The following is a 22,148-nucleotide window of genomic DNA, read 5'->3' as shown; positions in this document are numbered from 1 at the left end:
CCTCGTATACGCTGGAGACAAATCTGCAGAGCACCTGATCTCAGGGTGCTTTGCAGATCGAAAACCTCAGCTCCAGGCGTGGAGCGGTGGCTTCTCGCCGTTCAGGAAATACTTACCCAAAATGGCATACTTCCAGCGGACGGGGTCGTGCAGAGTATGGGTGCGGGCGTTGCGCCAGTGGCGATCAAGCCCGTGCTCTGCAAGGGTCGAGCGCGTTCCTGCCAGTTCGAACAACTTGTTGGCGGCCGCGATCGCGATCTCAGTGGAGAGGATCTTGGCTTCGGCGGTAACGATCTGGGCTTCCGCAACGGTTCCCGCGTTCGGGTCGAGGATCGCTCGGTCAATGGCATAACCTGCCTTTTCAAGCAGCGCCTGCGCCGCATGAAGCCTTAGCGTCAAGTCCCCGATCGCCTGGATTGTGTACGGATCGTCCCAAGCGTTGTCGACGCCGGAATCCACCCAGGCGCGGCTCTTGGTGCGCACAAAACTGACGGTCTCGTCAATCGCGGCCTGCGCGATGCCGGTATCGACAGCCACTTGGATAATCTGGAAGATCGCTCCGTCCGCAGTCGGCACTTCATACCCTTTGTAGCCAGGCACGAGATGCGTCTTCGACACTTTGACGTTGTTAAGCAGTACCGTGCCCGACAGCGTGGTACGCTGGCCAAAGGAGGACCAGTCGTCGATGACAGTCAGACCCGGGGCACCGCGCTCGGCAATTGCGTACCAGGCCCTGCCCTCGTCATCCAGTGCCACGATTGGCACCAGATGCGCGAGCAGCGCTCCTGACGAGTAGAATTTCTGGCCGTTGACCACGACATGATCTCCGGCATCAACGAATTTTGTTTCGAAGTCGACCGCACGCTTGGATCCAAATTCGGAGAAGGCATTGCCGAAGCGCGTTCCTTTCAACACTTCCGCGAAGAGCAGCTTCTGTTGGTCTTCGTCTGACACCGTGCGGATGGCGGCGACCACACCCAGGTGGTTTTGCGCGATTTGTCCGATGGATGAATCGGCCGCCGAGATGATCTCGATGACCTTCGCAAGCGTCGCATAAGAGACCTCGGGACCGCCGAAGGCCTTCGGCACGTTGATAGACCAAAGCCCGCTTTGCGAAAACGCGTCCAGTTCCTTGACCGGCCAGATGCGGTCGCGATCGCGTGCTGCCGATTCCTTGACGAACTCTGCCGCGAGTGTCTTGGCGATGGCAATCGCTTCGGCGTCAGTCTTGATAATGTGGGCGGGCTGCGACGGGCGTGGAACAGGTGGCACGGCCTTTGCGGCATTTTCGGTATTTATGGTAGGATGGGTCACGGTGTTTCTCCTCTTGGATCGTGTTAGCCGACAACGGCGGGGATGGAGGGAGCCACGGCTCTCTGGCCGAGGTAGAAAGACTTGATGTCGTCGCGCCCGCGCAGATCCTGTGCGTCACCGGTCAGCACCGTGGCGCCGTTTTCGAGAATGATGGCGCGATCCGCATATTTCAGAGCGACGGCGGAATTCTGCTCCGCCACAAGGATAGAAAGACCTTCTTCGCGATTGAGGTGGCGGAGCTTCCGGAAAATGTCCTGGACGATGAGCGGCGCCAGTCCCATGGATGGTTCGTCGAGAACCAGGAGGCGCGGCCGCGACATGAGCGCCCGGCCGATCGCCGTCATCTGCTGCTCGCCACCCGAGGTCAGGCCGGAAAGTGCACGACGCTTTTCCTTCAACCTGGGGAAATGCGCGTAGATCTTCTCGATATCCTCGGCGATCTCAGCGCGCGTGCCGCTGCGGCCAAGCCCGCCGGAGACGAGGTTTTCCTCGACCGTCAGGCTGCGGAAGCAATGGCGGCCCTCAAGCACCTGCACGAGACCGGCACGCACCAGTGCAGCAGGGCTTGTGCGCAGGACATCGAGCCCGTCGAAGCGGATGCTGCCGGAAACGACTTGCCCACGTTCGGCTGGAAGCAGATTGGACAACGCCTTGAGCGTCGTCGTCTTTCCCGCGCCGTTGGCGCCAAGGAGCGCCAGAATTTCACCACGCGCCAGATGGAAACCGACGCCGTCGAGTGCGGTGATGGCGTGATTGTACGTTGCCTTCAGATCATCGACCGCAAGCAGAGTGGTTTCCAGAGCCATGACAGTGTCCTCTTGCCTTGAAAGGCGAGATTGAGAGAAGGCGAGAGGTTGGAGAGAGAGGCACCACCCTCGCGCCAGCTCTTCATGCCGCGCCTGTTGTCAGGCGCGGCATGAAGGGATTAGTTGGTCGCCGTTTCGGCGTCTGCCGCGGTACGAAGCTTGATGCCCTTCTCGGTCGCGTAGGCTTCCGAGGACTTCTCGATGATCGGCCGCAACAGTGCCCAGTCCGGTGCAATCCAGTCAGAGACAACGTTCCACTTCTTCCCGTCCCACTGTTGGAAAGTCACGTAGCCGTTGCCCTCATGATTATCCCAGGTAACGTTGATCGAGTGGAACAGGCTCTTGGCGCCGAGCGCCTCGACACGCGCCGGGTTGAGTTGTAGGTGTTCAAAACCCCAGCGGACCTCGTCGCCCGTGAGCGTCCGCTTGCCGAACTTCTCCTGCGCGATACGGATTGCCTCGACATTGAGGATGCCGTTGACGATACCGAGGTTATGATAAACTGACCCGATACGCTTCTTGTCTTCGAGGTTGCCCTTGCCGGAGTCGTAGAGCGTTTTGACGATCTCCTGAACGACCGGGTATTTTGTGCCAGATGCCTGCGTAGTGATCGCCGTATAGCCCTTGGCGGCATCACCAGCGGGGATGACGTCTTCTTCTGAATTGGACCAGACGTTTCCGATAATATGATCTGCCGGGAAGCCAACCTTGGCTGCGGTTTTCAGCGCGACCGGGTTCATCACGCCCCAACCGCGTAGGACGACGAAGTCTGGCTTGGCGCGGCGGATCGTGAGCCATTGCGACTGCTGTTCGTTGCCAGGATGCGGCACCTCGATCTGCTGAAGTTCGAAACCATATTTTTGCGCCAGCAGTTCGTAAATCGGGATCGTTTCCTTGCCATAGGGCGAGCCGTGATAGAGAACGACGATCTTCTTTCCCTTGAGATTTTCGATACCGCCTTCCTTGCCGGCGATGTAGTTCACGATGCCTGAGGTCTCACTGTATGGATTGAGCAGCAGCGGGAAAACATAAGGGAAAACGCGGCCATCGGTCGAATCCGTGCGGCCATGATTGATAGTAATCAACGGCACCTTATCGGCGGTGATGCGATCGATCATCGCATAGGCAATGCCGACGGAAAGCGGGTTCCAGGCGGCGACGTTCGGGTTGGACTTCAGGCGCTCGTAGGCTTCGACGCCACGCTCGACCTCGTACTGCGTTTCAGCTTCCGACCATGTCAGCTTGACGCCACCCACGCCGCCGTCGCGCGTGTTGATCAGGTTCAGATAATCGATGAAACCACCGAAGAAGCCGGTGCCGCCGGCAGCATAGGGGCCGACGCGATAGCTCTGGAGCGGGAAATATTGTTCGTCCGCATGGGCCATCGGCAGGGCCACCGTGAAGGCGAGGCCGGCGGCAAGAGCCGCAATCTTGAATTTGGCAAGGATCGTCATTTTTGGACATACTCCGGGTATCGACCGGGGCAAGGCGCCGGTCCGGGTTGATCTGATAAGGGCTGGTGGCATTTCGAGAGCCTTGATAGCTCCGTTTCGATCAGGACTGCACGATGGCGGCACGGATTCGTTTTCGGACCCGATCCCAAAGGGCGACAAGCCCATCCGGTTCGAGGACCAGAAAGAGGATGATGAGCGCGCCGAGCACGATGCGCTGACTCATATCCAACACGCCTGAATTGAAGATATTTCCGAGCAGGAAGGAGCCAAGCCGGGACAGGACCAGGGGAAACACAACGATCAGCGCCGCTCCGAAAAAAGCACCGCGGATCGATGCAAGCCCCCCGATGATGACGATGAACAGGACCTGGAACGACCGGTCAAGATTGAAACCGGCGGGCTCGACCGTGCGCAAATAGGCGAACGCCCACAGGACTCCGGCGATGCCGATGATGAAGGAGGAGATTGCGAAGGCCAAAAGCTTGGTTTTCAGCACCGGCACGCCTATGATCCGCGCCGCTGTCTCGTTGTCACGCACGGCGATGAAATTGCGGCCGGTCTGCGAATTCACCAACCGATGGGCCAGCAAAGTGAGAACGGCGACCACCGTCAGCGCGAAATAGTATCGTCCGACCGGGTCATCGAAAACAAATCCGGAGACCGAAAGCTGCGGCGCATCGATCACGCCGGACGCGGAGTCATTGGAGAACCAGCTGAATTTGGTCAGCGCCCACTGCACGAAAAACTGCGAAGCGAGGGTCGATACTGCAAGGTAAAAGCCCTTGAGGCGGAGGCTCGGAAGGCCGAACACCAGACCGATGCCGGCCGCCGCAAGACCAGCAAGAATCATGCTGACGATCAATGGCAGACCGTCGACGCGAAGATTGAGATTGAACGCTGCGAAGGCACCGACAGCCATGAAGGCAGCACTTCCCAGTGACACCTGCCCTGCATAACCCGTGAGGATATTGAGCCCCAAGCCGGCGAGGCTGAGCGCCAGGAACGGCAACAGGATAGCCTCGAAGAGATAGTCGGACCCGAGAAGCGGCACAACACCATAGGCAATGGCAAGCCAACGCAATGGCGTCGCCCAGTGCGCCGGGAAACTGTAGACCGAAAGATCATGGGTGGTCGTGGACATCGGTCAGACCCTTTCCACAAGCTTCTGGCCGAACAGGCCGGAAGGGCGCACGAGAAGAAAGGCGAGCGCGATGACATAGGCAAACCAGCCCTCAATGCCGCCGCCGAAATATCCGCCGATATAGACCTCAGCCAGCTTCTCGGACGCGCCGATCAGCAACCCGCCGAGGATCGCGCCGAGGATCGAGTCGAACCCACCGAGGACGAGAACCGGCAAGGCCTTCAGGACAATCAGCGACAGTGAGAATTGCACCCCGACGCGGGCTCCCCACAAAAGACCGGCGACCAGCGCCACCAGACCTGCGGTGGCCCAGACCGTCGCCCAGATCCAAGGCAGTCTCAACCCGACGGCGAGCGCCGCGAACTGATCGTCGGCCACGGCGCGAAAACCGAGCCCGATGCGGGTGTAACGGAAGAAGACAGAGAGCAGCAGCACCATGGAGGCGGCAACGACGGCTGCGAAGATGTCGAATTGACTGATGTAGACACCACCGACATCGAACGGCACATCCTCGATACCGAGATCAAGGCCGTGCACCTGCGTGCCCCAGATCAGTTGGGCAGCGCCCTCGATAATATAGGAGAGGCCGAGCGTCGCCATGAAGAGCGTGATCGGCGGTTTGTTGGTCAGCGGCCTCAACACGGTACGCTCGACAGCTATCCCGATAACGACCATGATCGCGAAGGTGATCGCGAATGCGAGCGGGAAGGAAATGCCGCGTTCCGTCACGCTGACGAAGGTCAGCGCCGCGAACAGGAGCATCGCCCCTTGCGCAAAATTGAGGACGCCGGATGTCTTGTAGATCAGGACGAAACCGATCGCGACCAGCGAATACATGACGCCGGACAAAAGGCCGCCGACGAGAACCTCCATGAAGAACAGCCAGTCGAAGTCAGCCATCAGATGCCCGCCCCCTCTTCATTTTCGGGAGCGACACCGAGATAGGCATCAATCACGCGCTGGTCGCGCTGGATTTCGTTGGGTGTTCCATCGGCGATCTTGCGGCCGTAGTCGAGCACGACAACGCGGTCGGACAACCCCATGACAACGCCGATATCGTGCTCGATCAGCACGACGGTGGTACCGAACCTGTCACGTGCGGCGCGCACGAAATCGGCCATCTCGTTCTTTTCCGTCGCCGTCATTCCGGCCATCGGCTCATCGAGCAGCAGGATGTCGGGCTCGGCCACCAGAGCGCGCGCCAATTCCACCCGTTTTTGCAGACCATAAGGCAGTGTACCGACCAGACGATCGCCAATATGCGAAAGGTGGAGGAACTCGAGCACCTCGAAAGCCCGACTGCGGGCATCCCTCTGTTCCGTGCGGGCTCGACCGAGGCCGACGATCTGTTCGACGAAGCTAGACCGCGTCTTGTGCGCTCGTCCCACCACGACATTGTCGAGAACGCTCAAACCCTTGAACAATGCCAGGTTTTGGAACGTGCGAGCGATGCCGAGACGGGCAAGTTTCTGCGTCGGGACCTGGGCATGGCGGCGCCCGGAGAGCCACACAAAACCGCGATCGGGTCGGTATACGCCGCTGATCACATTGATGATCGAGCTCTTGCCAGCACCGTTGGGCCCTATAACGGCGAGGATTTCGCCACGCCAAACGGACAGATCGATATCCTTCAGGGCGACGACGCCACCGAAGGATAGATCGATGCGGGCCAGCTCCAGAATGATGCCGTCCGTTGCGCCGGCTTCAATGGGCGACGCCCAGGCCGCGCCTGTTCCTCTGTCCAAGCCGGCCAAGTGCTCCTGAACGTCCGGCGGAAACGGCGCCGCTCCCAAGCCTCCGAAGGCAAATGTCATAGTGTGCAGCCCCTGCTTTCGACGGCGCGCCACGAGCCCACGAGTTCATAGGCGCACGCTATCCCACCACGAACCACCGGGTTCTTGGCCTGTCATCGTTGATGCGGCCGGCTTTGCGGGCCGGCCGACAACGTGTTGCGATTACTCGGCGGCGACGGCCGTCGCCGTTTCGGCTTCTTCCAACTCGCGGATCAACGGGATGACGTGCTTGCCGAAATACTCGACCTCTTCCTGGAAATGCAGGAAACCGAGAAGGATGAGGTCCGCGCCGGCGCGCTTCAGGTCGATGACCCGCTCGGCGACCTGGCGGGGTGTCCCTATCAGGTTGGAGCGGAAGCCGTCGTTGTACTGGATCAGGTCCTCGAAAGAGGATTTCGCCCAGTTGCCCTCGCCTTCAGGTGATGATTTCCCGGCGTTCTTGACTTCGTGCCCGAAGGCATTGACCGCCTCTGGATTGGCCTTCTCAATAATCTCGGCGAGCACGGCCCTTGCCTCTACCTCGGTCTCGCGGACGATGGCGAAAGCGTTGACACCAACGCGGACGGAATGACCGTTAGCCTTCGCCTTGCCCTGGATGTCAGCCACCTGCTTGCCGATTTCCTCCGGCGTGTTGCCATTGGTGAAGTACCAGTCGGAAACACGCGATGCCATGTCGCGTGCAGCGCGAGAGGAGCCGCCCTGGAAGATTTCCGGCTGTGGATCGATCGGCTTGGGCTTAAGCGAATAATTGTTGAAGCGATAGAAATCGCCGTGGAACGTGAAATTGTCTTCGGTCCAAATACCGCGCAGTGCGCGGATGAATTCCTCCGAGCGGCGGTAGCGCTCGTCATGGTCAAGCCAGTGCTCGCCAATTGCGTGGAACTCGCCTCGGAACCAGCCACTGACGATATTGACGGCGACACGACCATTGGTGAGGTGATTGATGGTGGCGATCTGCTTGGCCGCCAGTGTAGGATTCCATGGTCCCGGCAGAATGGCGGCAATCACCTTCAGCGTTGTCGTCGATTCCAGCAGCGCATGGCTAAAGGAGACGGATTCATGCTGGAATTCGGCGCCATAACCGGCGGTGAAACGAATTTGGCTCAGCGCATAATCGAAGCCACTAGCCTCGGCGATCTGCGCCAGCTTTCTGTTATATTCGATCGTCCAGCTCGTCCGCTGCTCAATATTGGAAATGACGAGGCCACCCGAAACATTGGGAACCCAGTAGGCGAATTTGACCGGCTCTCTGCTGGCATAGGACATGATACTCTCCCTCTTGAAATGGCTAGGCTGACGCGGCGGCGAGCGCCGGGCGGTTTGCATGAGCGCGCGCGGCAGCGGTGTGATCAGAGAGCGGCAGCACCTGAGCGAGTTCTGAAACGGCGCGCTCGATACGCTCTTGAACCACAGGACTGGCGATCTCATAATCCGTGAAATCGGTTTCGGTAGCGTAGATCGACGTCGGCAGTGTCAGGGCGTTGAAGAAGCCGAATAGCGGGCGCAACTGATGTTCGGTCATCAAACCGTGCAGCGGTGTGCCACCTGTGGCAGCCAGAATGACCCGCTTTCCGGTCAGTGCGCGGTAGTCAACAAGGTCGAAGAGATGCTTGAGAGCGCCGGTATACGATGCCCGGTAGACCGGCGACCCGACAACAAGGACATCAGCCGCCTCGACGGCGTCGATAATCGCCCGCCCCTCGGCATCCAACTGGTCCGATCGAAGCGCCTTGAAGAGAATGGGGGCAGCGTCAACCAGTTCTATGGTTTGCCCATCGAGACCCAGCTTCGATGTGGCTGCCGACACAAGTGCTTCCACAAGGGAGGCAGTTCGCGATGGTCGTTTTACATTTCCCGCAAGACCCAGAATTTTCATGTCGGCGACATCCTTTTGCGACCGAAGTCTATATATTTAATGGACTAATGATAACGACACGATGCCAATCTTTCTCCCTATTGTAGATTGCCATCCTGAAATCGCGCCCAATGGGCGAAATAAAAACTTCAGCTTGGCGTTCTATGTGGCGCAGCAAACTGCACGCCACGGCGAGAGCGAACAACTCTCTATGGCCAAATGGGCTGCGCTGGTGCTGAAGCGAAATGGAGCTCGCGCAACGATCGGGAAGTATATTTTCGTCTCGCCATGGAGGGAAGAATGCGAAATTTGCAAAGGTCCGACCTGCTACAGCAGTTACTTAGCGACCAGCCACGGTGTCTAAACTAAAGAGGAGCCCGTTCGATCGTGCTCGAAACGCTATCGATTCATAGCGCGAATCAAATTGACCGCATAAGCGGAACTCAAGCAGCAAACAAGCAGGGCACCATGACATCTTACCTCACAAGGCAGAAGCATGCTAAGGAAAGACTAGGCGCAGCGCTTCAAAAAATGAATGACGCCATCCGCGACGTACACAAATCCGGCATTGATGTCGATATCAGTACCCTCACGATACACACGCCGCGTGGCCCGATGGTTCAAGTCGACCTTAAGACGTTCCGCGCATATGACGCGCCCCCAGTGTTGCGATTGGTGGAAGAATAAATGCGGTTAGATTCGCTCATCGATCACCGTGCCACGATGATCGCGTGCCTGGGTTTCCACCAATCGCAGTCGGCAAGCTGTCTCTACAGCTAGGGTGCGACGAATGACTTCAGGCGCTAGCCTTCGCGCCAGCCAATTAGGCGGAAGCGTCCAGCTCGGCTAAGTCTGAAGCCTGGATGGCCCTATAAGCTGTAGGAGCTTGAAGGGCTTCCCATTAAGCGCCTCCTGTACTCGGTGAGCTGCTGCAGGCATCCTCCTTAAGGCCGCTGTGTAGCGACTTCAGTGCGACGCATGTCTCAAATCTTGTCTAAAACTCCTAGGGCGGCCGCGGTCCTTCGTATCCTTGACGAGTCAAAATCCGAGCTCTTCTCAAGAGCTGTCAAGTCAGACCATCGCTCGTCCAGCGAAAGCTAGTCGGATCTACCGCAAGGGGAGCCAGGATGTCATCGTTTCCGACCTTCCGAGAACGCTTTCTCTGCCGGCCGAATATAATGGTGGTCCGAGTAAACTGACTTCGGCGTAACCGGTGTTCGTCCCACGCGTTATCCTGTCAGCAATCTGGTGTTCGACTTTCAATACAAGAGCGAAGGAAGTGTCTCCGTCGAGACTGAGATTCTTCCAATAAATTCAACTCATTGGCGATCAGCCCGGTGGTGACGAAATACTCAATCCGACCAACATGTCGGGGTTGTCAGATAGAAGGGGAACTTTTCGTGCTGCTTGAGGGAGTCATAGCCGTACATTACCACTTCGAGGTTTGGCCATCGCCAACGGGAGATTGTCAGCTCGAACATTCGCGGACTCAAGCAAATCTTGAACTCTCTTGCATAATACTATATCGTACCGAGTTGTGTACTCGACCAACAAAGTATAAACGTAAGCCATGGCGATTGGCTAAATATATCAGAAAATATATTATTGTTAAATATTGATCTATGGCGGAGTGCCGTCTAGACCTGCTCAACACGCGGCATGGGACTACCCCGGTCAGCGACGGGAGGCTTAGATGAACCGACGTGACAAAATGCATCCAAACGAACCCAGGTGTGATAGCCCGGAAATGGGGCTCGTCTTGCTCGCTGGCGAACGCGTGCTTGCTCAACGGCGTGGTATACGCTGGCAGCCGGCCGCACGGAACGAGCATCTGGATGCGCTTCGCGAAGTCGCAGATAGCGGAAGATATTATCGGGTTAACCGTCCTGTAGTGACCGGCATGGAGCTGAGCCTTGAAATATTGTCGACATTGCAACAACCACCTGCCGAACACGAGGCAAGCATAGGCCTGGACCTAACCAAAGCACATCTCGCCACCAAACACGAACCGGAACAAATGCATCAGATCACATGGTTTCTTTCAAAATCTGAACGTGTCTTTGATTGCGCTGGAGGCGATTCTGACAACGGCGAAGCCATCGCTACTGATGGACAAGTCGAGGCTCTCGCGAACCGCGGCTACATCAAATCCGCCGAAGCCTATAATCAGCTGATTGATAGGAGTAACCGATCACGTCCACCGAAGAGCTATCATGCACATGTTGATTTTGAAAACTGTCACTACATTGATGGCACTTCCAGGCCTTGGAGACACGGTTCGCTTAAAGGCGGCCGCTTGCGCGTAATACGACGGGCGGTAGACATTGGACCAGCGCGCCATCCCGACGCAGCCTTGTGCCTATGGCATTGAACTTAGCGGCAGAATGCGATAGCTGCCAATTACGGCCGCGGCTGTAATACAGGTGGTTGATCCCGAATCTGGTTCGGGCGTGAAACGCGGTGCCGGTATTGGAAGGGTCGACTAATTCGACCTTCAATTCCAAGCGACCGTCCGATCTCAAAGCAAAGCTCCTGTAGGGTCCTTGAAGGATATCGACAGAGGAAAACTATCAAATGCGGTGTTGCAAGAACGCGCCCCAAGGTCGTGGGGGTGGCTCGAATTTTTCTACTGAACCAGAACCTGCAAAGGCCGATATTGCCTACGATGCTATTCGAAGAATTCTCCACAGTAACGGTCGTGTGCCGGAGCAACATCTCAGGGAACAGGATCTAGCGTCTAAGCTCGATCTTGGTCGAACACCAGTTCGCGAAGCGCTTCAGCGGCTCGCAGCTGAAGGGAAGATTCAATACATCCCTCAAAGAGGCTTTTTCACCAGGCCGATGTCGGAAAGAGCTCTGTTAGATGTTTATGTTGTCGGACGTGAAACCCTGATCTCGGCATTGAATCGAATGCGGCCGCAGGTCCCAGAGAGCTGGACCGTGGCGGATAAATTGTCCTCTGACGAACTTGCCTTAAGGGCAGAAGCGATATTCACTAAAATCGCGCAAGAAGCATCGAATTGCGAGGCTTGCAAAATCGTCCACCGGTTCTGTTTTTGCACTCACCCTTTACGAATGGAACTAACTGCGTCGGAACTTCGGCCCGCGTTTGTTGAAAGCCTCGAGAAGCTAATTGACGCAATGTCTGAACTAGGCACGGCAACGACCCTGGTGGAGTCCGCGTTGATGAACCACCTTGATCTAGAACAGGGTGCCGTCTCAAGGATTGTACAAGAGGTGAACGAACGTGGATTAACAGGTTTTCCGGGGCCTGCGAAAAGTTTGTGACATTTCAAACTGTCATCTCGACGAATGATCCTAGTCAACGAGCCTGAAGAATTTTGTCGAGTGCCGCGCATATCTGCGGCTGCTGCGGGCAATCCAAAAGCCGTCGTCGGCATCACCTACCAACATTTTAATTTATGTTGCCAAATCAAAGAGGCTGCCTCCATCCCTTCAGCATCCCAGAATACAGCGCTGGCAGAGCGAAAGGTGCTTGTGTCCTATCGGGCAACGCCCTCCGTAGGTTTCCATTTGCCGCGGCTCGGCCAGGCCAGCTATATTGATCGAGCGACGTTTTCAGCCGAAGTCTCAAAAGACATTGTGCCAAAGATCATAACAGCCAACGGGATCGACGCTGCGACCTTGAGGACAGAGGTTACGCCGGGCGGGTATCTCCTCAAAACAAATGCATCGCTTCAGACCGAGGGTGATCTCGATGATGCCGCGGCGGATAGGCTTGCCAGCTCGTTAGGCTACGTCTTGCGCCAATATCGCGTTCTTACCTCTCGCCTCGACGACACGACAGGTAAGACAGGCCTTGTTATCGTGCGGTTTCCGCAGGGCAGCCTTAGCGCCACCGTGGCGCAGAGATTCTTCGAGGCAGCGGATGCAACGAAAAATGGCTTGGGCGGCGGATATAGCGTAGTCGGTGACGAGCAGATCTTCCTCAATGCGACGAATTCCGAAGGAAAACCTTATAGCGGACTCGATGACGCAAGCTTCCTAGACGGATTGAGGCGCGCAGCCGTATCGTTTGGCAGCCCTAAACCAAGGGTTTCTTCCCTCGGCAATGCGACCGCGCGCTTTATTGGGAATGATTGGCGGAGGTCAACAAGAGGCGAGGGCTATCAAACCTTGCTTGGTGGATCGGACGGCGAGTTAGTGAGAAAGCTCGACGAGATCAGCAGGTGTTATGCATTCCTCCTAGCGAAGACAGCCGACAGCAAGGGCTGGGCCAGAGATGAATAAGGGCCGGACGAGGACCTACGCTCAAGTCGCTGAGCGAACTCAAAAGGCTTTCACGAAACGGGCCTCGCTGGCGACACTATTTGAGGATCGCACGCCGGCCACCTGGGGCCGCGCCGGAGAAAATCTCACTGCTGCAATGCTCAGAAATTGAGACGGCTTAGTCCTGCTAGAGTTCTAGAATATCTTAGCGCGGCGATTTCCACGCTTGAGTGGTCACCACCTTTGCCCAATCTTGTCAGACATTCGGTTCACAAGCGACCGGGATTGCGGCATCGCGGTAGCTGAAACTGATGCCGTCTGATCGCCGTTGGAACAAATGAGAGTCGTCCAACATTCGTTATTCAAAGCGTTCAATATTAGTGCGGATCGCATCACCAGCCACCGATTTTACATTCGACGGAGGATTGCCAGGACGAGCCGTGCCGCAGGGAGTCCTTATCTCGCCGGAAAGGTACTGGCCGCTGTTGCAGGGCAGCATGTTGACGTCCAGAAAGTCGCTCCTCTTCAGGGAGTTCTGATACGCTACGACTTCTTTCATCGACAAGGGGTTCGAGAAAATCGTCACTCCCTCAAACCCCGGTAGCGCCTCAATGGGCTCAATCATGGGCGATGTCTGACCGGGCACTGCTGCAGCGCCAATAACCCATGGGCCAACCGATCCGAAAATGACGGATTTCGGACGATCGGTTGGCGTACCAGAGCTGAAAGGAGAATGCGGGAACCCACTGTCGAGCACTGCCTCATCCCACTGGTAAGCTGTAAACGCTAGAAAATATGTGTATGGCGCAAAACGGTCCATGCGAACTTTGCCGTCTGGAGTAAAGGTATAGTAAATCCACTCAGTGCCGGAGAATGCCCCTGTTGGCCCCACGACGTTCATGTCCCAGGGCTTCTGCCACCATGCAATAGACGCCATGTCGCTTTGAAGCAGGCTTTTCGCGAATGACCACTTCTGACCATTCGGATTGGGTGCAGCTCCCAATGCGAACGATAGGTAAGCATCGTTGGAATTAGAACTTAGAAGCGATAAGGCGCTGCCGCCATTAGGAACGGTATTTTCACGGGTCTTTTCGACCAAAAGGACAGTGAACCCCGTGTCTGGTCTGATCGACGCGCTTTGACTAGTCTCGATTGACGTGCGCGGTGGAAGGTTGAAGGAAGTCTTGTTGGTATAGAAGTCAAATGCCTGCCTCGTATCTTCGGGCACCGGATAATCCGCTTCTGCCGCCGAGTCGTGTATGTACAGCTTTGGAAATTCCCCGAAAATGGGCACTACCTTCGGTGTGAGCGTCTGAGATACTTTCTCCGACGCACTTCTAAGGCAATTGGCTTCATTGGTACATGATGCCCCTTGCCCTTCTCCAGCGACAAGACAGCCCAGCGCGGAAGACAATAGGAAGATTTTTATTCCATTATTCATCAAAACATTCCCTTTTTGAAAGCGGAGGTCTTGCTCTAGCGAGTGAGTTCGGACGTGTTGCGGCGCCGTATCTGGCGCAGCATATCGCCGACTACGTCGGGCCAATCAGTGGTGATAAGATTGGTACGATTGACGAGCGCCATCTCAGGATCTCCTCGGTAATCTGGTACGATCCCTCGCTGAGCGGTCGATTTGGGATCCGTGTTGTGCTCGAAGCAGCATTTTCCGGCGCTGTTTGCTACGCCCTCTGGAAAGTAGTTACTTTCATGATAGGTGGCGAAGCCCTGCTGCTGGTCGATATAGTCGAAATATGCCTGCAGACCGTCACCTTTATAGAATTGGTTCATTTCAAACTGAATGGAGAACGGCGCCACATTCCATTGATCGTAGATTGGATCCTCGTGGGGATCATAGCTGGAATCCTTCACATTCTCGTCATCCGGGTTTTCGACGACAATTAGCCCGCCAATGAGGTTGGGGTCGTAGGTTGTCCGATCTAGAATCGTGCCGACATCCGCCGCATCCTTTGCTTTGAGCTTGAATACAACGGCTTTGCTGAGTTTCGCATTTCCCTTGCTCGCGAGAATGTCAAGGCAGCGTTGCATGAGCTCGATGGGATCAGTAGGGTCCTGATCATCGACTGCCGCCTTGATATCGACGATCATCACGTACCCATGACCATCATCGGAAACATATTCGGCGAGTAGATCGAGCGCGGCGGAGAATGTTAGGAACTTCGCCTTTCGCCCTTGTGAATCCGTAAAAACGCGGCCATGTCGGTCCCGTAGATCGGCCTGTCGTAGCTGCGACAAGTTCTGATTATATAATAGGCCGCTTCCAGTTGACTCGCGCTCAATCCTGTAGTCGTGAGATAGAACGACTTCTTTGTCTGCGGTGAAGCGGGCATCGACCTCCACGCTCTCAATCTGCGAATTCCAGGCGTCTTGCAAGGCATAGGCTGAATTCTCAGGATAGATCTCCCAAGATCCGCGGTGCGCAGATAGCAGGACCAAGTCGTCATCGGGTTTCGGCAGCTTGAACATGTTTCTCGTAATCGCACTTACAAGATATGGTGAAGGCTTTACCGGAAGTAGCGCCTCTGCTGCGGCGTAGGATGGAATACCGAAAGCAAGAAGAGAAGTTAAAGTGAGCGATGCACGCAAATCACGTCGGCCGCCGAGGTAACCGAGACGCGAGGAGCAAAAATTCACAAGCACTGATGCCACATTGTTGCTGGTGTCCATAAAGATTCAGAACCTTTCGATGAGAATTTCGGGTAGCTCGCTACTTTGTACGGCTTGTTCGTGCGGCCTTTGCAACAGCCCATCACAGCAGTGGCTAAGGCTTGGGGGAGCGAAATCCTGGGGGTGCCCGTAGTGCGAGGAAGTTTTTAGCGGCCCACTATCGCTGCGATGTGCCGGCAATAACACGCTCTTCAACATCAAGATGATCCATAAATCGGCTTCCACCCAAGGCGCTGCGTTGCCACGTCGTGACGTCGCGTGCTCAAGCGTTGAGAGAGCTGTCATGAAAGCAGCTTGGAGCTCCGGCGCAATTATTTCGTCCTAGCGTAGCCTCAGTTGAGAGGAAGCAGGGCTTTCTTCATTAACGCCGCTTCGCCATACGATGTTTGGACGTGATCAATTGCCCGCCAGCCGCTCTTCTCGTAAAGAAGTTGCGCGTCCTCTGTTGTCAGATAAAGACTCTTGCAACCGAAGCGCGATGCTTCGTGCTCGAGCCGCTCGATCAACAACCTGGCTATTCCTTTTTTGCGGTGAAATGGATGGACAAAAAGCGACTTAAGCCAAGGGGATAGATGAGATTTTCCATCGAAATCACGATCAGCCAACGTGACCATTCCTACTGGCAACGCGTTTTCGATGGCGACTAGTGTTAGCGGCATCGAGCTTTTTGTTGCCGCTTCAAACTCGCCTCGCGTTTGTTCGTACGAGCCATTTGATTGACAACCCCATTGTCCGAAAGACCAACTTGCGCAAATGGAAATGAAATTCGGAAATCTTTCTAGGTACTCGATCGTTACCGGAGTTCCAGCTACCATTGCTTTCTCGGTCATAGTGTCTCCATTTTTTGGCGGGCCGAGCAATCGAGTGACGATCGGTCAACTTGAGGTGAAGCCCCTGCACTAGTCAGCTATCGGACCTCACGATATATCCTGCACGGTGACGCCGCGATTCAAGACGGGTCGCCAGCACGCAACAGCGTGATCACAAACCTGCTAAGATTTGTGGCAACGCGGTCATGCGGCTAAACAGCTTAGTGGCACCTGCCTCCATCAGTTTGTCTCCGTGCCCAGGAAGGCAATGCGAAGCACCTACGAAGCCAATCACCATCATCCCGGCTGCCACCGCCGCCTGAGTTCCAGCAACGCTGTCTTCGATAACGAGACAACTGCTAGCCGGTGTGTTCATATTCTCTGCTGCAAACAGAAACAGATCCGGCGCAGGCTTACCACGCGCAACTTGCGAAGCGCTAAAGACATGGGGCCAAAAGTAATCATGTAGGTCCGTGACTTTAAGCGCCAAGGAAAGCTTTGCAGCATCGCTGTTCGACGCCACGCACTTCTTTAAATTAATGGTCTCCAAGGTTTGCCGAACGCCGCTGGTTGCACGCAGATCGCGAGGATATCGTTTTGCAAGTTCGGCCATCACACATTCATGATGATCCTCCGGTAGGCGTAAGTCGCCCTCGGATTCTATGACGGAATAACTTTGCTGGTCAGTCATTCCTATGAAGCGATCGTTATACTCTTCAGCCGATATGATGTAGCCACATTTCGCCAAAGCTTCGATGTGAACCGCAGTTGCAATTAGCTCGCTATCGACGAGAACCCCATCGCAGTCGAAGATCAGTAGTTTCGGACTTTTTGAAAAAGACATTAGTAGTCCTCATTATAGAACGACTCTGAGTTTTGCCCCAGTGCCAGCTTTCAATCTTCCAGGCATTGAGCAGGGTAGGATTGTATCCGATCGGATGTTGACCATTTCGGCACTGGGAAATTGACGCGTGGTGCTCAGCCGGAAATTGCTCCTGCGGCGATCTTCGGACCTTGCTTATGAAGAGCATTCCAGACCTTGTGAAACGCCTCTGCATAAAGCCGCATCAATTCGCCGTCGTTGGGCGGCGCAATCTCGGAGACGTAAAACATCGTATCCAAGAGTTTCACTGTATTTGGAAAATCGGCGGACTTCCAGTTGTCGCAAATGTCTGGGAGATATTCGAATACCGGCTTCGTGAGCCAAACACAGATAGGCACGCCTTCAGCCTGCAGCGATTTGACCACGAAATCCCTTGCAGCCGGGCCTGGTGCGAAGCCAAGTGCCGCAGGTTCGATCCGGAGGGGAAAGTTGAGCATCGAATGGTCGCAGTCAGATGGATTAAATACAGGAAATATACCGACAAGCTCGCTGATCATCTCCCATAAAAGCTTGCTATTTTCTCTTCGGATTTGCAGTTGCGTATCAATCTCAGTGACTCGCAAGTTCGCTATAGATGACGAGAATACGTTCGGCCTGTAGTTGTACCCTTGGGAATAGGGCGAGAATATTCGCGCTCCACTCCGAGACGAGCTGGACAGCGATACGCGATCAACATGTGCAATCAAGTTGGCGTCCTCAGTAATGACAAATCCCAGTTCGCCGGCCCCAAGGTGCTTGGCGCCGTTTCCGGATAGAGCGAGCGCGTCTGCATCAAGATGCGCACCGCCGACGATTGCTTTCGCGGCGCCGATCGATTGGCAGATGTCGTCGATCACAGCAATGCCTTGAGCTCGCGCTGCAGACCTCGCGTCGGGGACGAGAACATTGTTTCCGAAAAGGTGAGTGACTAAAACTGCAGCTACATTAGGGCCGAACTTTTCAGCGGCCGCGCGCTGATCAATCCCGGCCAAGTTCATGTCGACATCAACGAAGACGGGTTGGAGACCGCTGATTTTGATTGGTCCTACCGCTCCTGGCCAATTCAGTGCCGCGGTAACAACTTGCTCGCCTCGCTCTTTGACATAGTCGAGTTCGATGTGAATGGCCGCCGTTCCGCTGCCGACAGCGCGCACTTGCCACTTCCCAGTCCACCTTGCAAGGCTTTGCTCCAAACCGCTCACAATTGGATGATTAACGCGGTGATATTTTCCACCATCCACGACTCCACGCAGGGCATCCGAGTGCCTCTTCTCCGCGGCGGGCCAAGGTGTAACACGTCCCTGAGGGACCACAGGCTTCCCACCGAAAACGGCGAGCTTCTCGCCTGAGAAAGCACCTGTCGTGTTGCGAGTTATGAGTCGTAGTGCACCGAATCCGTTCATCACGTTCTCCAATCATGCTCACTAGAATGCTGATCAGCCCACACAAACGCTAGCACTGCTTTCCCACGTATGATAGCTAAAATAGAGTATATCAGAAAGTATATTTTAAAGTAGATTTGGAGCAAGCGAGTTATAAGAAGTATTTTTCTGAACATTTGTTGTATATTGGCGGATAGGCGCCTAGGGCGTCACTTTGGTCAGCTTCCGCGCGGAGCACGTTGGAAATTTCAACAGTTTTTTAACGGCTGGGCGGACAACTGGGATCACTGAATGAGGCTTGGGACGGGAACCGGCCAAAGTTTCCCGCAACGCCGGGTGCCTATTGAAGAGGCGATGGACGAACAGCACATTGCCCCGAGCTCATAATCCGAGCCCACCGAATGGTGAAGGAACGGTTGCCCTCCGCTAGTACTGGCCGTTGGTGGCAATGGAATTCGGCAACAGGATTGGATGCTATGGAATCCTTGATAAGAAGACACGAAGCTCATCGACTGGGTGAACGCGAGGGCAGTCCTGACGATCACCATAATGATGAGAGCACTAAGGGTGTTGTACTGGCTCAAAGATTGATTCCAACAGGAACCTTGGGCCCTGCGAATCGGGGCCGATTGTTGCAAGCCTTGTACGACATTGGACCATCTAGCAGAGCGGATCTCGCACGCCTTACCGGTGTGACTCGAGGAACTATCGGAGGGATTGTGCAGCCCCTGATCGATCAGGGCGTTCTTGCGGAAGGAGAGGTGATACCTCCAAATGAAACAGGCGGCAAGCCGGCTACCAAGTTGTGGTTTTCCAAGGATGCAAGACCTATGTGCGCGGTGCTCCTGCTGCACGACCGCGTGAGTGCGTGTTTGGTCTCTTTGGAGGGCGAGGTCTATGCTCAACACGCCGCCGATTTTCCGAAGAACCTAACACACCCCTCCGACGCCTCACGCATTATATGCACCTGTGTCGAAGAAACTATCGCATCTGGCAAGCCGATCTTAGGGATAGGTGTAGCAGTGGCTGGAACGATCAATACGGAGACGGGCACAATTGTGACCGTCAGTCTCGGGCCATTCCTGGACGGCTTACCCCTCGAAGCCGAGTTGCACAAAAGATTTGGAGTTACCGTGTGTGTCGATCAGGATACCAGAGCTTTGCTGGTTGGAGACCGATGGTTTGGGCAAGGCCGCGGTCGGAGAAACTTCGCCTCGGTCCATATCGGCGAGACTTTGGGTGGAGCGCTTTACCTTGATGGGCATCTCTATCGGGGATCCGCAGGTGCAGGTGGTGAAATCGGTCATACGACCGTAGACATCAAAGGTCGGTTATGCCAGTGCGGCCGACGCGGATGCTGGGAATCAATTGCCAGCTCGAAGTGGTTAGCAGACGAGGCCAAGGTCAGGCGGCTGCCACAACCTCACTCATTGGATGTGAGCCGATTATTGACTCTGGCCAACGACAATGTCCCAGGCGCAAGAGAATTACTTCGCGACTACGCGTTCAATATCTCGGTCGGTCTGGCGAACCTCCAGCAGTTCATGGCGCCCAATTTCATCATTATTCACGGCGACATCGTACGAGGGGGAAACCCGATGCTTCATTTAATCCAGGAAAGCTTCCGGGAATTGGTATTCCATCGCCCGGGTGATGAAATTGCCCTTGCTTTCGGAGACAGCGAATGCCTGGCGGCTTTACGCGGTGCCGCCAGTCTTCTTCTTTCTGAATTGCTGAATTTCGTCATCTAATGACATCCGCTACAGATCCTTCGGAAGCTTCTTAAGTGGCGGCAAAATGGACTCCATTTGAAGCAATCTGGGAACGACCTGAGGCGGTCCGCGGTCATTGCCGGGATCTATCTGCAACTCGACGGTCACTCACTGTGCCGAGTGCGTTCGCGACCTCTTCAAGCATCCGGCTTGCTGGCGAAGACATTGACGCTGTCTCCGGGTTGGTTTGACTGGTCTGCCTCTCAGAGAGAGCATTCTCAATTTGAAACTCCGCTACAATCCCGCGCAACTGTTTTGCCTCGATGGCAAGTGCCGTACTTGCAGCCGTGGATTCCTCGGCCATGGCTGCATTTTGCTGCGTAACCTGATCCATTTGATTGACTGTCCGGTTGACCTCAAAAAGGGTTGCGGACTGTTCGTTGGAAGCGGCGGTGACGGCATCAAGCTGAGTGTTGATCAGGACTATCTGTTGAATGATAATCTTGAGTGCATCGCCGGTGTCTCGGACCAGCTTGACGCCACTGCTGACCTCATCAACCGAATTGAGGATAAGATTCTTGATTTCTTTTGCTGCGTGCGCGGAGCGTTGAGCAAGCTCCCGCACCTCCTGGGCAACCACCGCGAAACCTTTTCCTGCCTCGCCGGATCGTGCCGCCTCGACGCCTGCGTTGAGCGCCAGAAGATTGGTCTGAAACGCGATTTCGTCGATGACCCCCACAATACTGGAGATCTGCGAGGATGACTGTTCGATGCGTTGCATTGCTGCCACAGCGCTTGAGACCACTTCGCCGGAGTGGCGCGCCGACTTGTTTGCCTCGATCGCAACATGTCGCGCCTCCGCTGTGCGCTTTGAGGAACTGGCGACGTTCTGGGTAATCTGATCCAAAGCGGCGGCGGTTTGCTCCAGTGAAGCAGCCTGATGCTCTGTGCGGCGTGACAGGTCCTGCGCGCTCAAACTGATTTCCTGCGCCCCGCCATCGATCGATTCAGTTGCGTACGACACAGCTCTCAAGCTCTCAGCGAGTTGGGCAACGGCAGCATTGAAATTCGCCCGTAACGGTTCGAAGTCGTCGGCGAATTTGTCGTCGAGGCTGAACAGGAGGTTCCCGTCGGCGAGATGCCTTAGGCCTTCTGCAAGCCCGGACGTAGCCTCCGCCATATCCCGCGCTCGCCGATGCTCGGTCTCGGCGAGACGCGCACGTTCAATCTCATTTGCTTCACGGCTTGTCTCTGCATCCTTTTCGAAATCGCGCGCCCGTAACTCGTTGTCCTTGAATATCTGTACTGCCCGGGCCATCGATCCGATCTCGTCGCGGCGAATCGTTCCCTTAACAGTCGAAATGAGATCGCCGTCGGCTATGACCTCCATTGTCGTAACCATCTGCTTGATCGGTTTGACCAACCAGGAGCGAATTGCGAGAAAGCCGAAGCACGAGACAGCGAAGAGTGCCACAATAGCTGTTCCCAAACTCAGCACGGACGTGTCACGGACAACGCTTGAAACGTCACCACGCTTTTGCTCTGCGTCCGAAGCGAGTTTTTCCGTGACGGATGTGAATCTCGGTGAGACAGCAGCAAAGGCGGGTTGGCAAAGAGTGAGATAGAGTTGCTGCACCATGGCAAGCTCGGCTTCACTAGTTGCGCCGCGACCAACTGCGATGGCTGCACCACACGTATCGGTCAGGACGGAGAATCCATCCGCCTTCAACTTCGGCAGTTCGCTCTGCTCAGGAACTGCAGCGATCGCCAGATCCATGAACCTGACGAAGTTTTCTCGTGCGTCATTCAAGCCAGCTTCAGCGCGCGCCCTCGCCTCTTTCGACCGTGTCATCACCATGTCGCTGATGCTGGCACGCGCTGTTTCCAGACTTCGGTTCGACTGGGTCAAGCGTAGTGCTGCAGATGCATCTCTACCGAGAAGCTCCTGATATCTGTCGTTAACCTTCAGCATTTGCCGGTTCTGATAGAACGTCAGACCGAGTGCCAGGATGCCGAAGACAGCCACGATGATAAAGAACTTACCGACAATGGAAACGTGTTTCACAGGCCACTCCTCTAAGCTCGGGATCACTTACGGCAGATGG

The 22,148-nt window shown here is 55.5% G+C and carries 20 protein-coding genes and 1 pseudogene; 6 read left to right on the top strand and 15 right to left on the bottom strand.

Features of this window, described 5'->3' with window-relative positions; genetic code table 11:
* Positions 1 to 66 precede the first annotated feature (66 nt).
* From HJB84_RS26735 to msuE, 8 genes are all read right to left on the bottom strand, one after another.
* On the bottom strand, positions 67 to 1,314 hold the full coding sequence (locus tag HJB84_RS26735) for an SfnB family sulfur acquisition oxidoreductase (protein WP_127431425.1): 1,248 nt from the start codon (positions 1,312 to 1,314) through the stop codon (positions 67 to 69).
* A 23-nt stretch (positions 1,315 to 1,337) separates the two neighbouring features.
* Positions 1,338 to 2,120: an ABC transporter ATP-binding protein gene (locus HJB84_RS26730; RefSeq protein ID WP_131702639.1), complete on the bottom strand. Its 783-nt coding sequence runs from the start codon at positions 2,118 to 2,120 to the stop codon at positions 1,338 to 1,340.
* A 119-nt stretch (positions 2,121 to 2,239) separates the two neighbouring features.
* The gene (locus HJB84_RS26725; protein WP_127431427.1) at positions 2,240 to 3,574 is read right to left on the bottom strand and encodes an ABC transporter substrate-binding protein; all 1,335 of its coding nucleotides are present in this window, start codon (positions 3,572 to 3,574) and stop codon (positions 2,240 to 2,242) included.
* 100 nt (positions 3,575 to 3,674) lie between these two features.
* The gene (locus tag HJB84_RS26720) at positions 3,675 to 4,715 is read right to left on the bottom strand and encodes a branched-chain amino acid ABC transporter permease (protein WP_168312675.1); all 1,041 of its coding nucleotides are present in this window, start codon (positions 4,713 to 4,715) and stop codon (positions 3,675 to 3,677) included.
* A 3-nt stretch (positions 4,716 to 4,718) separates the two neighbouring features.
* Positions 4,719 to 5,615 (bottom strand): branched-chain amino acid ABC transporter permease, encoded by an 897-nt coding sequence (locus HJB84_RS26715; RefSeq protein ID WP_127431429.1) that lies wholly within the window; start codon positions 5,613 to 5,615, stop codon positions 4,719 to 4,721.
* Entirely contained in the window at positions 5,615 to 6,508 is an 894-nt protein-coding gene (locus HJB84_RS26710) for an ABC transporter ATP-binding protein (RefSeq protein WP_373289165.1), read from the bottom strand. The genes HJB84_RS26715 and HJB84_RS26710 overlap by 1 nt, the downstream gene beginning before the upstream one ends.
* A gap of 162 nt (positions 6,509 to 6,670) precedes the next feature.
* Positions 6,671 to 7,774 carry a dimethylsulfone monooxygenase SfnG gene (gene sfnG, locus HJB84_RS26705; protein ID WP_168257372.1) on the bottom strand — a complete coding sequence of 368 codons (1,104 nt, stop codon included), beginning with the start codon at positions 7,772 to 7,774 and terminating at the stop codon, positions 6,671 to 6,673.
* A 22-nt stretch (positions 7,775 to 7,796) separates the two neighbouring features.
* Positions 7,797 to 8,384, bottom strand: a complete 588-nt coding sequence (gene msuE, locus HJB84_RS26700) for an FMN reductase (RefSeq protein ID WP_127431432.1) — start codon at positions 8,382 to 8,384, stop codon at positions 7,797 to 7,799.
* Positions 8,385 to 8,445: 61 nt separating this feature from the next.
* On the opposite strand from msuE, the gene HJB84_RS26695 reads away from it, so the two are divergent.
* A complete protein-coding gene (locus HJB84_RS26695; protein ID WP_221117392.1) occupies positions 8,446 to 8,727 on the top strand; it encodes a hypothetical protein in 282 nt (93 codons plus the stop codon).
* A gap of 23 nt (positions 8,728 to 8,750) precedes the next feature.
* Positions 8,751 to 9,050 carry a hypothetical protein gene (locus tag HJB84_RS26690; protein ID WP_244604854.1) on the top strand — a complete coding sequence of 100 codons (300 nt, stop codon included), beginning with the start codon at positions 8,751 to 8,753 and terminating at the stop codon, positions 9,048 to 9,050.
* 296 nt (positions 9,051 to 9,346) lie between these two features.
* Here HJB84_RS26690 and HJB84_RS33745 read toward each other — a convergent pair.
* Positions 9,347 to 9,439 (bottom strand): annotated as a pseudogene (locus HJB84_RS33745) (transcriptional regulator); the annotation flags it as partial.
* Between the two features lie 617 nt (positions 9,440 to 10,056).
* Between HJB84_RS33745 and HJB84_RS26685 the strand changes: the two are divergent.
* The 3 genes from HJB84_RS26685 to HJB84_RS26675 all read left to right on the top strand — a co-directional run bounded on the left by HJB84_RS26685 (position 10,057) and on the right by HJB84_RS26675 (position 12,614).
* Positions 10,057 to 10,734, top strand: a complete 678-nt coding sequence (locus HJB84_RS26685; RefSeq protein WP_168313628.1) for a hypothetical protein — start codon at positions 10,057 to 10,059, stop codon at positions 10,732 to 10,734.
* 203 nt (positions 10,735 to 10,937) lie between these two features.
* Positions 10,938 to 11,651: a GntR family transcriptional regulator gene (locus HJB84_RS26680; protein ID WP_131702646.1), complete on the top strand. Its 714-nt coding sequence runs from the start codon at positions 10,938 to 10,940 to the stop codon at positions 11,649 to 11,651.
* A 24-nt stretch (positions 11,652 to 11,675) separates the two neighbouring features.
* The gene (locus HJB84_RS26675; protein WP_259669790.1) at positions 11,676 to 12,614 is read left to right on the top strand and encodes a hypothetical protein; all 939 of its coding nucleotides are present in this window, start codon (positions 11,676 to 11,678) and stop codon (positions 12,612 to 12,614) included.
* Between the two features lie 337 nt (positions 12,615 to 12,951).
* On the opposite strand, the gene HJB84_RS26670 is transcribed toward HJB84_RS26675, so the two are convergent.
* The 5 genes from HJB84_RS26670 to HJB84_RS26650 all read right to left on the bottom strand — a co-directional run bounded on the left by HJB84_RS26670 (position 12,952) and on the right by HJB84_RS26650 (position 18,352).
* On the bottom strand, positions 12,952 to 14,034 hold the full coding sequence (locus HJB84_RS26670; RefSeq protein WP_183605070.1) for a hypothetical protein: 1,083 nt from the start codon (positions 14,032 to 14,034) through the stop codon (positions 12,952 to 12,954).
* A gap of 35 nt (positions 14,035 to 14,069) precedes the next feature.
* Positions 14,070 to 15,278: a glycerophosphodiester phosphodiesterase family protein gene (locus HJB84_RS26665; protein ID WP_259669789.1), complete on the bottom strand. Its 1,209-nt coding sequence runs from the start codon at positions 15,276 to 15,278 to the stop codon at positions 14,070 to 14,072.
* A 332-nt stretch (positions 15,279 to 15,610) separates the two neighbouring features.
* Entirely contained in the window at positions 15,611 to 16,108 is a 498-nt protein-coding gene (locus tag HJB84_RS26660) for a GNAT family N-acetyltransferase (RefSeq protein ID WP_246650095.1), read from the bottom strand.
* Positions 16,109 to 16,259: 151 nt separating this feature from the next.
* Positions 16,260 to 16,931: an HAD family phosphatase gene (locus tag HJB84_RS26655; RefSeq protein WP_206990321.1), complete on the bottom strand. Its 672-nt coding sequence runs from the start codon at positions 16,929 to 16,931 to the stop codon at positions 16,260 to 16,262.
* Positions 16,932 to 17,065: 134 nt separating this feature from the next.
* Positions 17,066 to 18,352: a DegT/DnrJ/EryC1/StrS family aminotransferase gene (locus tag HJB84_RS26650; RefSeq protein ID WP_221117391.1), complete on the bottom strand. Its 1,287-nt coding sequence runs from the start codon at positions 18,350 to 18,352 to the stop codon at positions 17,066 to 17,068.
* A gap of 455 nt (positions 18,353 to 18,807) precedes the next feature.
* Here HJB84_RS26650 and HJB84_RS26645 point away from each other — a divergent pair, with 455 nt between their 5' ends.
* Entirely contained in the window at positions 18,808 to 20,082 is a 1,275-nt protein-coding gene (locus HJB84_RS26645) for an ROK family protein (RefSeq protein ID WP_168277509.1), read from the top strand.
* Positions 20,083 to 20,176: 94 nt separating this feature from the next.
* Here the strand turns inward: HJB84_RS26645 and HJB84_RS26640 are convergent, their stop codons facing one another.
* Positions 20,177 to 22,108 carry a HAMP domain-containing methyl-accepting chemotaxis protein gene (locus HJB84_RS26640; protein WP_168277508.1) on the bottom strand — a complete coding sequence of 644 codons (1,932 nt, stop codon included), beginning with the start codon at positions 22,106 to 22,108 and terminating at the stop codon, positions 20,177 to 20,179.
* Positions 22,109 to 22,148: the final 40 nt, after the last annotated feature.

Source organism: Rhizobium sp. NZLR1b (assembly GCF_019685155.1).
Taxonomy (GTDB): Bacteria; Pseudomonadota; Alphaproteobacteria; order Rhizobiales; family Rhizobiaceae; genus Rhizobium.
Note: the sequence above shows the minus strand (reverse complement) of the source record. Positions and strands in the feature narration are given on the sequence as shown.

Excerpts from the sequence above, each read along its gene's own strand:
- HJB84_RS26650 (WP_221117391.1), bottom strand. The coding sequence starts at position 18,352 with ATGAACGGATTCGGTGCACTACGACTCATAACTCGCAACACGACAGGT.
- HJB84_RS26660 (WP_246650095.1), bottom strand. The coding sequence starts at position 16,108 with ATGACCGAGAAAGCAATGGTAGCTGGAACTCCGGTAACGATCGAGTAC.
- HJB84_RS26715 (WP_127431429.1), bottom strand. The coding sequence starts at position 5,615 with ATGGCTGACTTCGACTGGCTGTTCTTCATGGAGGTTCTCGTCGGCGGC.
- HJB84_RS26675 (WP_259669790.1), top strand. The coding sequence starts at position 11,676 with ATGATCCTAGTCAACGAGCCTGAAGAATTTTGTCGAGTGCCGCGCATA.
- HJB84_RS26685 (WP_168313628.1), top strand. The coding sequence starts at position 10,057 with ATGAACCGACGTGACAAAATGCATCCAAACGAACCCAGGTGTGATAGC.
- HJB84_RS26680 (WP_131702646.1), top strand. The coding sequence starts at position 10,938 with ATGCGGTGTTGCAAGAACGCGCCCCAAGGTCGTGGGGGTGGCTCGAAT.
- HJB84_RS26645 (WP_168277509.1), top strand. The coding sequence starts at position 18,808 with ATGGAATCCTTGATAAGAAGACACGAAGCTCATCGACTGGGTGAACGC.
- HJB84_RS26665 (WP_259669789.1), bottom strand. The coding sequence starts at position 15,278 with ATGGACACCAGCAACAATGTGGCATCAGTGCTTGTGAATTTTTGCTCC.
- HJB84_RS26725 (WP_127431427.1), bottom strand. The coding sequence starts at position 3,574 with ATGACGATCCTTGCCAAATTCAAGATTGCGGCTCTTGCCGCCGGCCTC.
- msuE (WP_127431432.1), bottom strand. The coding sequence starts at position 8,384 with ATGAAAATTCTGGGTCTTGCGGGAAATGTAAAACGACCATCGCGAACT.
- sfnG (WP_168257372.1), bottom strand. The coding sequence starts at position 7,774 with ATGTCCTATGCCAGCAGAGAGCCGGTCAAATTCGCCTACTGGGTTCCC.
- HJB84_RS26730 (WP_131702639.1), bottom strand. The coding sequence starts at position 2,120 with ATGGCTCTGGAAACCACTCTGCTTGCGGTCGATGATCTGAAGGCAACG.
- HJB84_RS26655 (WP_206990321.1), bottom strand. The coding sequence starts at position 16,931 with ATGTCTTTTTCAAAAAGTCCGAAACTACTGATCTTCGACTGCGATGGG.
- HJB84_RS26695 (WP_221117392.1), top strand. The coding sequence starts at position 8,446 with ATGCCAATCTTTCTCCCTATTGTAGATTGCCATCCTGAAATCGCGCCC.
- HJB84_RS26670 (WP_183605070.1), bottom strand. The coding sequence starts at position 14,034 with ATGAATAATGGAATAAAAATCTTCCTATTGTCTTCCGCGCTGGGCTGT.
- HJB84_RS26720 (WP_168312675.1), bottom strand. The coding sequence starts at position 4,715 with ATGTCCACGACCACCCATGATCTTTCGGTCTACAGTTTCCCGGCGCAC.